Source organism: Pseudomonas sp. A-B-19 (assembly GCF_019947515.1).
Lineage (GTDB): Bacteria > Pseudomonadota > Gammaproteobacteria > Pseudomonadales > Pseudomonadaceae > Aquipseudomonas.
The window spans coordinates 34717-46619 of the sequence record NZ_JAGYGN010000020.1 but is presented as its reverse complement, the minus strand read 5'-3'; the positions used below and the strand labels follow the sequence as shown (position 1 = coordinate 46619).

Annotated in this window: 10 protein-coding genes; 3 read left to right on the top strand and 7 right to left on the bottom strand. The window is 62.1% G+C overall.

From position 1 onward, the window contains the following. Positions 1–8 precede the first annotated feature (8 nt). From rarD to KGA81_RS20770, 3 genes are all read right to left on the bottom strand, one after another. The gene (rarD, locus tag KGA81_RS20780) at positions 9–890 is read right to left on the bottom strand and encodes an EamA family transporter RarD (RefSeq protein ID WP_223547963.1); all 882 of its coding nucleotides are present in this window, start codon (positions 888–890) and stop codon (positions 9–11) included. 185 nt (positions 891–1075) lie between these two features. Further along, positions 1076–2089 (bottom strand): aldo/keto reductase, encoded by a 1014-nt coding sequence (locus KGA81_RS20775; protein ID WP_223547961.1) that lies wholly within the window; start codon positions 2087–2089, stop codon positions 1076–1078. Positions 2090–2313: 224 nt separating this feature from the next. Next, positions 2314–3624, bottom strand: a complete 1311-nt coding sequence (locus tag KGA81_RS20770) for an MFS transporter (RefSeq protein WP_223547959.1) — start codon at positions 3622–3624, stop codon at positions 2314–2316. 170 nt (positions 3625–3794) lie between these two features. Here KGA81_RS20770 and KGA81_RS20765 point away from each other — a divergent pair, with 170 nt between their 5' ends. From KGA81_RS20765 to KGA81_RS20755, 3 genes are all read left to right on the top strand, one after another. Continuing rightward, positions 3795–4919, top strand: a complete 1125-nt coding sequence (locus KGA81_RS20765; protein ID WP_223547958.1) for a sugar diacid recognition domain-containing protein — start codon at positions 3795–3797, stop codon at positions 4917–4919. A 205-nt stretch (positions 4920–5124) separates the two neighbouring features. Then, positions 5125–6267 (top strand): glycerate kinase, encoded by a 1143-nt coding sequence (locus KGA81_RS20760; protein WP_223547957.1) that lies wholly within the window; start codon positions 5125–5127, stop codon positions 6265–6267. A 119-nt stretch (positions 6268–6386) separates the two neighbouring features. Further along, positions 6387–7574, top strand: a complete 1188-nt coding sequence (locus tag KGA81_RS20755; RefSeq protein WP_223547956.1) for a pyridoxal phosphate-dependent aminotransferase — start codon at positions 6387–6389, stop codon at positions 7572–7574. Between the two features lie 116 nt (positions 7575–7690). Here the strand turns inward: KGA81_RS20755 and KGA81_RS20750 are convergent, their stop codons facing one another. The 4 genes from KGA81_RS20750 to KGA81_RS20735 all read right to left on the bottom strand — a co-directional run bounded on the left by KGA81_RS20750 (position 7691) and on the right by KGA81_RS20735 (position 11853). Beyond that, positions 7691–8668: a 2-hydroxyacid dehydrogenase gene (locus KGA81_RS20750; protein WP_223547955.1), complete on the bottom strand. Its 978-nt coding sequence runs from the start codon at positions 8666–8668 to the stop codon at positions 7691–7693. A gap of 21 nt (positions 8669–8689) precedes the next feature. Next, positions 8690–9988 (bottom strand): MFS transporter, encoded by a 1299-nt coding sequence (locus tag KGA81_RS20745; protein WP_223547954.1) that lies wholly within the window; start codon positions 9986–9988, stop codon positions 8690–8692. A gap of 160 nt (positions 9989–10148) precedes the next feature. Next, positions 10149–11078, bottom strand: coding sequence for a sugar kinase (locus KGA81_RS20740; protein WP_223547953.1), 930 nt, complete (start codon positions 11076–11078; stop codon positions 10149–10151). Then, complete coding sequence (locus KGA81_RS20735; RefSeq protein ID WP_223547952.1) at positions 11071–11853, bottom strand: sugar phosphate isomerase/epimerase family protein; 783 nt, start codon at positions 11851–11853, stop codon at positions 11071–11073. The genes KGA81_RS20740 and KGA81_RS20735 overlap by 8 nt, the downstream gene beginning before the upstream one ends. Positions 11854–11903 lie beyond the last annotated feature (50 nt).

Here is an 11903-nt window from a genome sequence, read left to right as displayed (position 1 = left end):
GTGTGTGCTTAAGGTCTGCGCTGCCGCACCAGATGCTTGAACCCTTCGAACATCAGCACCAGCACGGCCATCCAGATCGGGATGTAGGTCAGCCATTCGCCGGCCTTGATGCTCTCTCCCAACAGCAATGCCACCCCCAGCAGCAACACCGGTTCGACGTAGCTCAACAGGCCGAACAGGCTGAACGGCAGCAGGCGGCTGGCAATGATGTAGACCACCAGCGCCGAAGCACTGATCACGCCGAGCAGCGGGATCAGCAGCGACAACCATGGATGCTGGTCAAACACAGCGAAACCTTGCGCGCCGCTCTGAACGAACCAGAACGCCACCGGCAGCGTCAATGCCATGTCCAGCCACAAGCCGCCGAGATTGTCCGCCGCCAGCCGTTTGCGCAGGATGAAGTAGGTCGGATAGCCAATGCAGACCAGCAAGGTCGCCCAGGAAAAACCACCGACCCGATATAGCTCGTTGATCACGCCCAGGCAGGCGAATACCACGGCAACTTTTTGCAGGTAGGACAGGCGTTCGCCGTAGGCCAGGCGGCCGGTCAGGACCATGGTCAGCGGCAGCAGGAAATAGCCGAGTGAAACGTCGAGGCTGTAGCCATTGAGCGGCGCCCACATGAACAGCCACAGTTGCACGCCGAGCAGGGCAGAGGAGGCGATCAGTGCACCCATCAGTTTCGGATTGGCCATGGCGCGCCGAACGATCTCCAGCACGCGCTTCCATTCGCCGGACGCCACCATGAACACGGTCATGCACGGCACGGTCAGCAGCATGCGCCACCCGAAGATTTCCACGCCGCTCAAGGGGGTGAGCAGCGACGTGTAGTAATACATGACGGCAAACAGCACCGAGGCTGAAACCGATAGAGCGATACCTTTAGACAAGCTGTCCTCGCGAGGTTGAAGGTGAAACAGGGGGCGCAGGATACGTGGTTTTAGCGGTGATTACTGACCAACACTCGCCTCCGTAGGAGCTGGCTTGCCAGCGAAAGCGGTCTTCCAGGCAACGAAGAGTTGTCTGAGATGACGCCTTCGCTGGCAAGCCAGCTCCTACGGAGAGTGCGGTTTTGTCAGGCACTGCGCGGTGTACGCCCCGACACAAAATGGCTCACATCATTGAACCCCGGTGTCGACGCATGCCCCGGCGTTACCAGCGAATCGATGAACGCCTCGTCCTCGGCCGTGATCTTCACCGTCTGCGCCTTAGTGTAGGCGTCCCACTGCGCTTCGGTACGCGGCCCGACAATGGCCGAGGTAACGGCGCCGTTGTTCAGCACCCAGGCAATCGCGAACTCGACGATGCCGACGCCGCGGCCCTGGGTGTACTGCTGGATTTGCTGGGCGATGCGCAGAGACTCGACGCGCCATTCGGTTTCCAGGATGCGTTTGTCCTGGCGTCCGGCACGGCTGTTGGCGTCCGGTGTCACATCCGGTGCGTATTTGCCGCTGAGCACCCCGCGCGCCAGCGGGCTGTAAGGCACCACGCCCAGACCGTAGTTTTGCGCCGCCGTGATCTGCTCGGATTCAGCCTGGCGGTTGACGATGTTGTACAGCGGCTGGCTGATCACCGGCCGGTCAACGCCAAGTTTGTCGGCCACGCGAATGACTTCGGCGATGCGCCAGCCACGGTAGTTCGACAGGCCCCAATAGCGGATCTTGCCCTGGCGAATCAGATCGCCAATGGCTGACACCGTCACTTCCAGCGGCGTGTTGTGGTCTTCGCGGTGCAGGTAATAGATGTCGAGGTAGTCGGTGCCCAGGCGCGTCAGGCTGGCATCGATGCCGTTGAACAGGTGCTTGCGGCTCAGACCGCTGCGGTTGGGGACGCCGTCCACAGGGCCGAAGCCGACCTTGGTCGCCAGCACCCATTCATGACGGCGGCTGGCGATGGCTTCGCCGACGATCTCCTCGGAACGGCCATTGGTGTAGACGTCGGCGGTGTCGATGAAATTGATGCCCTGGTCCCAGGCCTTGTCGATGATCCGCAGGGAATCTTCGGTGCTGGTTTGTTCGCCGAACATCATGGTGCCCAGGGTCAGGGTAGACACCTGCAGACCCGAATGACCCAGTGTGCGATAGCTCATGAGCAAATCCTTTTACCAGTGGGAAAGGCTCAATCAGATACCAGAACAGACGCATGGATCAAACAGAAATATCGAACACCCCGGAACAAACGGAACAAACCGGTTTATCAAACGCCCCGAAACAAACCGTAGGAGCTGGCTTGCCAGCGAAGGCGTCCTCAAGATCAACGCAAGATCCATTGGCCTCTTCGCTGGCAAGCCAGCTCCTACAGGGGGCAGGGGGATCAGGCGCGCAGCGTGCGGGTCATGCGCAACGCCAGCAGACTGCCGCAGACAATCACACCCGCCAGCAGGTACAGCGCCGCATCGGTCGAACCGGTGCTGTCCTTGACCCAACCCACCAGGTACGGGCTGAGGAAACCGGCCATCTGCCCCATCGAGTTGATCAGCGCCAGGCCACCCGCAGCCGCGCCGGCACTGAGCAGGGCCGTCGGCACCGGCCAGAACATCGGCAGGCCGGTGAGGGCGCCCATGGTGGCGATGCTCAGGCCGAGAATCGCAATGGCCGGGTTGGCGGCAAAGTTCACGGCGATCAACAACCCCAGCGCGCCCATCAACATCGGTACCACCAAATGCCAGCGACGTTCTTTGCGCAGGTCCGCCGAACGCCCGACCATCAGCATGAAAACGGCGGCCAGCAGGTACGGAATCGCGCTCAACCAGCCGATCACCAGGTTATCGCTGAAACCCAGGTTCTTGATGATCGACGGCAACCAGAAGTTGATCGCGTACACGCCGCTCTGGATGCAGAAGTAGATCAGGCCGAAGGCCCAGATCGCCGGGTTCTTGAATACCGCCAGCAGCGAATCGGACGTGGTTTTCGGTTTGTTGGCCAGATCGATAGCGTGGTCGGCTTCCAGCACCGAGCGCTCGAACGGGGTCAGCCACTTGGCGTTGGCGTAACTGTCGCTGAGCAGGAAATAAGCCAGCGCACCGAGGATCACGGTTGGAATGCCTTGCATCAGGAACATCCACTGCCAGCCGGCGAGACCGCCCTGGCCTGCGCCGAAGTGATTGAGAATCCAGCCGGAGAACGGGCTGCCGAGCAGACCGGATACCGGGATCGCCGACATGAACAGCGCCATGATGCGGCCGCGGCGGAAGGTCGGGAACCACTGCGAGAGATACAGCACCACGCCCGGGAAGAAGCCGGCTTCGGCAGCGCCGGTGAACAGGCGCAATGTGTAGAACCCGGTCGGTGTGGTAACGAACAGCAGGCAGGTCGACAGCGTGCCCCAGGTGATCATCATCAGCGCGATCCAGCGTCGCGGGCCGAATCTGGTCAACGCCAGGTTGCTTGGCACACCGCACAGCACGTAACCGATAAAGAAGATGCCGGCACCGAGGCCGTACACGGTTTCGCTGAACTTCAGCGCGTCGAGCATCTGCAGTTTGGCAAATCCGACGTTGACCCGGTCGAGGTAGTTGAACAGGTAGCAGATGAAAATGAAGGGGATCAAACGCAGGGTGATGCGCTTGTAGACGGCGTTTTTGTCGTCAGCGATGGCGTCGGACGCTACGGCGCTCTGTGTCATGGCGGCTCTCTCTTTATTATGATTTTTTGCGATGCAAAGGGTAACGTTGATCGCCAAGAGAGTCTCGACCACCCTCAGGGTGGCTGTCTTTGTGCCTGAGCACAGGGTTTGCAACCAAGGCCTGTGCGGGTGAACAACCCGTTCCATCACTGTCTTCAAGGATCACTTGCATGTTCGAACTCGATCACGACCTGGCCCAGGACATCGTCGACCGGGCGATGGCCATTCTGCCGTACAACGTCAACGTCATGGACAGCCAGGGCCTGATTCTGGGCAGCGGCGAACCGGGGCGGGTCAACACCCGGCATGAAGGCGCGCAACTGGTCCTGGCCAACGGCCGTGTGGTGGAGATCGATGCGCAGACGGCGATTCATCTCAAGGGTGTGCAGCCGGGCATCAACCTGCCGCTGATGCTCGACCAGCGCCTGATCGGCGTCCTGGGCATCACCGGTGAACCCGAGCAATTGCGCACCTACGCCGAACTGGTGCGCATGACCGCCGAAATGCTGGTGGGCCAGCGCAACCAGCAGGCCGAACAGCAATGGCGGCGCCAGCGCTGCGATGACTTGCTGGCGCTGCTGCTCAGCGAAGCCGGGGATGCTCCGCGACTGGTCGATGAAGCGCAGCAGTTGGGCCTCAAGCCACACATGACCCGGGTGCCGTATTTGTTCGAGCTGGGCCTGGAACACGCTCCAGGGCAAACCGTCGAGGCACTCAGTGCCTGGTTGACCAGCCGTCACCCCGACAGTTGGTGCGTGAGCTCGGCCAAGACTTCATTGCTCTGGTGCCGGCCGGCCAGCCAGTCGGTCGATAACGAGCGCTTGCTGGACAAGCTCGATGGCCTTGGCTGGAACATCCTGCGTATCGCCGTGGGTGGGCAAGCCGACGGGCTGGCGGGATTGCGCCGCTGCTATCGGCGGGTCGGTGACTTGCTGGCCTACGGGCGCGAGGTGCTGCCGCGCTCCCGATTGCTGACGCTGAACCGTTATCGGCTGCCGGTGATGCTCTGGCGCCACCGCAACGACGACGCCCTCGACGAATTGCTCAACCCGCTGCGCAAGGTCATTGCCAGGGACAGCAACGGCCAGTTGCTGGCGACCCTGCGCAGTTGGTGTGAACACGACGGCCAGAGCCAGGCTTGCGCCGAGGCACTGGGCATTCATCGCAACAGCCTGCGTTATCGGATGGAGCGCATTGCCGAACTGAGCGGGGTTGATCCACTAAGACTGGACGGCATGCTCGCGTTGTACCTGGGCGTGCAACTGTTGCCCGAGCCAGACGCCAACCCCCTGTAGGAGCTGGCTTGCCAGCGAAGAGGCCAGCGGATTTTGCGTTGACCTTGAGGACGCCTTCGCTGGCAAGCCAGCTCCTACGGAGGTCAGCGTGAATCATCGGGTTTTGTGGAAATGAACAATAATCCTCATCGGCGCTTGTGCAGCGGACCGGCGTTATTGTTCAAGGCGGCTGGCAGCATGTGGGCATTGGAACTGGAGAATTCCCATGAAAATCGTGATCGCCCCCGATTCGTTCAAGGACAGCCTCAGCGCTCAAGGCGTGGCCGACGCCATTGCATTGGGATTGGCGCAAGTCTGGCCAGATGCGCAGCTGATCAAATGCCCGATGGCCGACGGCGGGGAAGGGACTGTCGAGTCGATACTTGCCGCCTGCGAAGGCGAACTGCGTCGCACCACGGTTCGCGGGCCGCTGGGAACAGCGGTGGAAGCGGCCTGGGGCTGGTTGCCGCAGAGCCACACCGCGATCATCGAAATGGCCGAGGCCAGCGGATTACAGTTGGTCCCGGTGGCGCAACGGGATGCGTGCATCAGCAGCACTTTCGGTACCGGGCAATTGATCCGCGCCGCGCTGGATGCCGGTGCACAACGGGTGATCCTGGCGATTGGCGGCAGTGCGACCAATGACGCCGGCGCCGGTGCCATGCAGGCCCTGGGCGTGAAACTGCTGGACGCCCGGGGGCAGACGCTGTCACCGGGTGGCCTCGCCCTTGCGCAGTTGGCCCGCATCGATCTGAGCGGCATTGATCCGCGTCTGGCACAAGTGCGCTTTGACATCGCCGCCGACGTCAACAACCCGTTGTGCGGCCCCCACGGCGCCTCGGCGATTTTCGGCCCGCAAAAAGGTGCCTCGCCCGCGCAGGTCGAACAACTGGACCGCGCCCTGGGGCACTTTGCTGACCATTGCGCAACAGCCTTGGGCAAGGACGTTCGGGACGAGCCGGGCAGCGGCGCGGCGGGCGGCCTGGGGTTTGCCGCCAAGGCGTTCCTGGGGGCGCAGTTCAAGGCCGGAGTCGAGGTGGTGGCCGAACTCGTGGGCCTGGCCGACGCCGTAGCTGGTGCCGACCTGGTGATCACCGGGGAAGGGCGTTTCGATGCGCAGACCCTGCGCGGCAAGACGCCGTTTGGTGTGGCACGTGTCGCCAGCCAGCAAGGCGTGCCGGTCATCGTCATCGCCGGCACCCTGGGTGACGGTTATCAGGCGCTCTATGAGCACGGCATCGATGCTGCGTTTGCCCTGGCGAGCGGGCCGATGACCCTGGAGCAAGCCTGTGCCGAGGCGCCGCGCCTGCTGCGTGAGCGGGCGACCGACATCGCTCGCGTCTGGCGGACGGCCGTTCGCTGCGGCTGAGGTTTTTTCACAAAAGCCCCCGAAGGCAGTTTTGGCGGTGGATTTGCACGCCATGGTGGCGTGTTTCGCGATTTGAGATAGGGTTGAGGCTTGGAGCACCCGCGCGACAGGAGACAAACATGCGCTATTCAGCCTTGACCCAACGAATCGCCGGTGACGGAGCGGCGGCTTGGCAGATTCACGATCGAGCGCTGCAATTGCGCGAACAGGGTGTCGACGTCCTGCTGCTGTCAATTGGCGATCCCGACTTCGATACGCCGCAACCGATTGTCCAGGCGGCTATCGCCAGCCTGTTGGCCGGAGATACTCATTATCCTGAAGTGCGCGGCAGTCGGGGGCTGCGCGACAGCATTGCCCGCCGGCAGCGCCAACGCAGCGGTCAGGCGGTGGATGCCGGGCATGTGATTGTCTTTCCAGGCGCGCAGTGCGCGGTGTATTCGGTGGCGCAATGCCTGCTCGATCCGGGCGATGAAGTGATCGTCGCCGAACCAATGTACGTGACCTATGAAGGCGTGATCGGCGCGTGTGCGGCCACAGTGGTCCCGGTGCCAGTGCGTCCGCAGAACGGGTTTCGCGTCGACCCGGCGGATGTCGCAGCACGGATCACGCCGAAGACTCGCGCCATCCTGCTCAATAGTCCGAACAATCCATCCGGCGCCAGTTTGTCACTGGCGATCTGGCAGGAGCTGGCGGCGCTGTGCATTCGTCACGATTTGTGGCTGATCAGCGATGAGGTCTACAGCGATCTGCTGTACGAGGGCGAGCACATCAGCCCGGCGAGCCTGCCGGGCATGGCCGAACGGACGGCGACGATCAACAGCCTGTCCAAGTCCCACGCCATGAGCGGTTGGCGGGTGGGCTGGGTGATCGGGCCCAAACCCATGGCCGGGCACCTGGTCAATCTGTCGCTGAGCATGTTGTTCGGTATCCCGGATTTCGTGCAGAACGCCGCGCAGTTGGCGTTGGATCGTGACCTGCCGGAGGTGGCCTCGATGCGCGAAGAGTATCGCCAGCGCCGAGACCTGGTGTGTGCAAGTCTGGGCCAATGTCCGGGCCTCAGGCCGATTCGCCCGGATGGCGGAATGTTCGTGATGGTCGATGTACGCCAGACCGGGTTGTCGGCCCAGCGCTTCGCCGAACGGCTGCTGGAGGGCTATGGCGTCTCGGTGCTGGCCGGCGAAGCGTTCGGGCCGAGCGCGGCGGGGCATATCCGCATTGGTCTGGTGGTGGATCAGATGAAGCTGGCTGATGCCTGTCGGCGGATTGCCTTGTGTGCGACGAATTTGCTGGAGGCGCGACGGGCCTGATCGCCACAGCAAAAGATCGCAGCCTGCGGCAGCTCCTACAGGATTGATGTCCATCCACAAAACTGCGGTGAACCCGGTCCATGCAGGAGCTGCCGCAGGCTGCGATCTTTTGATCTTCAGCCTTTCCAAACCCCAGGATTCACCAAGTTCACAGGCCGCTCACCCGCCAGCGCCGCCAACAGGTTGTCCACCGCACACCGGGCCATTGCCTCCCGTGTTTCATGGGTGGCCGAGCCAATGTGCGGTGTCGCCACCACGTTGTTCAACTGCAACAACGGCGAGTCCTGATTCAATGGTTCGCGTTCGAATACGTCCAGCCCCGCTGCGCGAATCTGGCCCGTGCGCAAGGCTTCTATCATTGCCATTTCGTCGACCACCTTGCCCCGGGAAATGTTGATGAAGATGCTTTCGGGCCGCATCAGCGCAAACTCCTCTGCACCGATCAGCCCTTCGGTTTCAGCGGTCAGCGGCAACGTCAGGCATATGAAGTCAGCCTGCTGCAACAGCGCGGTCAGACTGCGGTACTGCGCGTTGAACCGCTGTTCCACCGCCGGTTTCGGCGAATGGCTGTGATAAATCACCGGCATGCCAAACCCGAAATGCCCGCGCTGCGCGAGCGCCTCGCCAATGCGACCCATGCCAATGATGCCCAGGGTTTTGCCGTGCACGTCGCTGCCGAAATGCGCGGGGCCGATATTGCGGGTCCAATTGCCTTCGCGAATCATGTTTGCCAATTCCACTACGCGCCGGGCCGTTGCCAGGATCAGCGCGAAACCCGTGTCCGCGGTGGTTTCTGTCAATACATCCGGCGTGTTGCTGAGCAGGATGCGCCGCTCGGTCAGGTAGTCGATGTCGTAGTTATCGACACCCACCGAGACGCTGGCAATGGCTTGAAGGTTGGGTGCCAGATCGAGCAGTTCGGCATCCAGTTTCAGGCTGGCACCCAGTAACCCGTGGGCGCGGGGCAGGGCATCGCGCAGTTTGCCCAGGCCCTCGGCATCAAGGCTTTCGATCAGCGTCACTTCGGTCTGCTCGTGCAGGCGAGCCATCAGCAACGGCGAGAGTTTTTTGTACAGGACGACCTGCTTTTTCATCTTCGGGATCTCAACTTCAATTCAGGAATGTGCCGTGGCGGTGCGCGTTACTGTGGCCGTGGGCCGCTCCCGATCGCTGGCGCCGGGCTTGAGGCAAATGGTCAGCAGCACCGAGAACATCAGCGCGCCGCTCATCAACAGGTACGAGGCGCCGGGCGAGCCGGTGGCGCTGTTCAGGTAACCGACCAGCCAGGAACCGCCAAAGGAACCGAGAGCGCCCATGCTGTTGATCAGCGCCATGGCGCCGCCCGCGACGTTGGCCGGGAGGATCTCCGGAATGATTGCGAAGAACGGTCCGTAAGGCGCGTACATGCAGGCGCCGGCTATCACCAGCAGGGTGTAGGACCACCAGAAGTGTTCGGCACCCAAGGCGTAGGAACCATAGAAGGCGATCGAGGCGATCAGCAGTGGCGGCCAGACGAAGCGTTTACGTTTTTGCAGCTTGTCCGAACCCCAGGACACCAGCAGCATGCCGATCACCGCCGCCAGGTACGGCAGCGCCGACAGCCACCCGGCCTGAATCATGTCCATCTGCGCGCCAGCCTTGAGGATCGACGGCAGCCACAACACGAAGCCGTACACGCCAATGCTCCAGCAGAAAAACTGCAGGGCCAGGATGATCACTTTGGGTGAGCGGAACGCTTCGGCGTAGTTCTTCACGGCCTTGATGCCGACCTGCTCGGCGGCCAGTGCGCTTTCCAGGTCTTGCTTTTGCTGGTCGTTGAGCCACTTGGCTTGTGACGGGCGATCATCGGCCAGGCGCCACCAGATGAATGCCCACAGCACCGCTGGCAAACCTTCGACGATGAACATCCAGCGCCAGCTGAAGTGCTGCACCAGATAGCCCGAGACCACCGACATCCAGAGCATGGTCACCGGGTTGCCGAGGATCAGGAACGTATTGGCCCGGGAGCGTTCGGCACGGGTGAACCAGTGGCACAGGTAGATCAGCATCGCTGGCATCACGGCCGCTTCGACCACGCCGAGCATGAAGCGGATGACGATCAGCCAGTAGGCATTGGAGACAATCCCGGTCAACGTCGCCAGGCTGCCCCAGAGGATCAGGCTGACGAAAATCAGCTTCTTCACACTGTGTTTCTGCGCGTAGATCGCGCCGGGTACCTGGAAGAAAAAGTAGCCGAGGAAGAACAGCGCGCCGAGCATCGACGACAGGCCTGGTGTGATCATCAGGTCCGCCGCCATGCCCGACGCGGCGGCGAACCCATAGTTGGCGCGATCCAGATACGCCAGGCTATAGGTGATGAACACGATGGGCATGATGTACCACCAGCGGCGGGTGGCGAGCGTTGCGGTTTTCATGGTGGTGCTCCTGAGCTTGTTGTTTTTGTCGCAGCAGGTAACGGTTTGAATCTTCGGTGCCTTTACTGGCCTCATCGCGAGCAAGCTCGCTCCTACATTGGATCTACGTTCGACACATGTCCCCTGTTGGCGCGAGCTTGCCCGCGATGGCGGCCTCAAATTAGCTGACCATTTCGGATCGGGTCGGCAACCCCTCCATATCCCCCCGGCTTTGCACCGCCCGGCTGCCAATCCAGTTGGCGCGTTTCACGGCCTCGACAACGCTTTGGTTTTCCAACAGCGCGCTGATCATGCCGACGGCAAAACCATCGCCGGCACCCACCGTATCGACCACCGATTCCACCGGCACGCCAGCCACGAAACCCTGATCAACATGTGTGCGGTAGTAAGCCCCGTGCGGGCCAAGCTTGATCGCCACGGCTTCGGCGCCCTGGTCGAGGTAGAAGGCGGCGATGTCGGCCGGGTCTTCAAAACCGCTCAGCAAGCGACCTTCGCTCAACCCCGGCAGCACCCAATGGGCGAGGGCGGCGAGGCGGTTGATCTCGGTGATCATTTGTTGCTCGCTGGCCCACAGGCTCGGGCGCAGGTTCGGGTCGAAAGATACACTGCGCCCGGCCTCGCGCATGCGGGTCATCAATTCGAATGACATCTGCCGCGCCGACTCCGACAGCGCCGGAGGAATGCCGGTGGCGTGCAGGTGTCGGGCCTTGAGCAATTGGGGCTCGATCGAGTGCGGCGACAGGTGACTGGCCGCCGAGCCACGGCGGAAGTACTCGACCACCGGATCGCTGCCATCGTCGGTGCGGGACTTGAGTTGAAAACCGGTCGGGTGGGCTGTGTCGATGCCGACGTGGCGGCAATCCAGACCTTCTTTTTCCAGGGTGTCGACCACGAACCGGCCCAGCGAATCGGCACCGACACGGCTCAGCCATGCCACGTTGAAGCCCAGTCGGGAAAGGCCAATGGCGACGTTGCTGTCAGCTCCGGCAATGCGTTTGTGAAAAGCGCCGACGCTGGCCAGATCACCCGACTGCTCGGCGACGAACATCGCCATGGTCTCGCCGAAGGACAGAATATCGATCTCAGACATGAGTACTCTCCCGATGTGATTGGCCGAGGTGGGCGAGTGCGGCGACGTGCTCGGTGGTCAGTTGCACCAGGTCATCGCCTTGCAGCGGATATTCCGCGGCCCGCATGACGCCCTGGGCCATGTGCTGCAGCAGGTGTTCCCACTGTTGCAGGTCACTGACGGCGGGCGGGATGGCGACCAGCTTGCCGTCGGCACGGCGCGTGACCGCTTTACAGTGCACATAACCGACGTGACGACCGAGCAACCGCGCGGCGCTGGCGGCGCACTGGTCCTGCCAGTGCCAATTGCCGATATCGAAGGTCATTTTGATCGGCAGCTCGTGCCGCTCGACGTCCGCGAAAAAGCGCTGGAAGGGTTCAATGCGGCCGCCGTGCAGGGTCTGGTCGTTTTCCACCAGCAACTGCACGGCGCTTTCGCCCAGCACTCGGGCGAGGGTCTGCAGATCGCTGTTGTCGGTGAAATAGCCCAACGACACTTTCAGCCATTTGGCGCCGAACGCCTGGGCGCGTTGCAGGGCTGTGATCAGTTCGGGGTTGGGTCTGGATTGCCCGGCCAGCCAGAGCTCCATGGGTGATGAATACACGCTCTGCAGGCCTTCCGCTTGAGTGGCATCGGCCAGTTGAGCGGGGTCCTCGATGGTCAGTAGTTCTTCACGCCACTCAATGCGCGTGGCGCCGGCGGCGGCGAGAATCTCGATGAAGCTGCCCTGGCCGCGTTGACGCACAAGGTCGGCGCCGTAGCTGGAAAGGCTGATGGAAACGGCTGGTCTGTTCATTGTTTTTGTACCTCTGAAACCGGTTTCATTTTTGTTCAAAAAAATATCGT

Excerpts from the sequence above, each read along its gene's own strand:
- KGA81_RS20775 (WP_223547961.1), bottom strand. The coding sequence starts at position 2,089 with ATGAGCTATCGCACACTGGGTCATTCGGGTCTGCAGGTGTCTACCCTG.
- KGA81_RS20770 (WP_223547959.1), bottom strand. The coding sequence starts at position 3,624 with ATGACACAGAGCGCCGTAGCGTCCGACGCCATCGCTGACGACAAAAAC.
- KGA81_RS20765 (WP_223547958.1), top strand. The coding sequence starts at position 3,795 with ATGTTCGAACTCGATCACGACCTGGCCCAGGACATCGTCGACCGGGCG.
- KGA81_RS20760 (WP_223547957.1), top strand. The coding sequence starts at position 5,125 with ATGAAAATCGTGATCGCCCCCGATTCGTTCAAGGACAGCCTCAGCGCT.
- KGA81_RS20755 (WP_223547956.1), top strand. The coding sequence starts at position 6,387 with ATGCGCTATTCAGCCTTGACCCAACGAATCGCCGGTGACGGAGCGGCG.
- KGA81_RS20750 (WP_223547955.1), bottom strand. The coding sequence starts at position 8,668 with ATGAAAAAGCAGGTCGTCCTGTACAAAAAACTCTCGCCGTTGCTGATG.
- KGA81_RS20745 (WP_223547954.1), bottom strand. The coding sequence starts at position 9,988 with ATGAAAACCGCAACGCTCGCCACCCGCCGCTGGTGGTACATCATGCCC.
- KGA81_RS20740 (WP_223547953.1), bottom strand. The coding sequence starts at position 11,078 with ATGTCTGAGATCGATATTCTGTCCTTCGGCGAGACCATGGCGATGTTC.
- KGA81_RS20735 (WP_223547952.1), bottom strand. The coding sequence starts at position 11,853 with ATGAACAGACCAGCCGTTTCCATCAGCCTTTCCAGCTACGGCGCCGAC.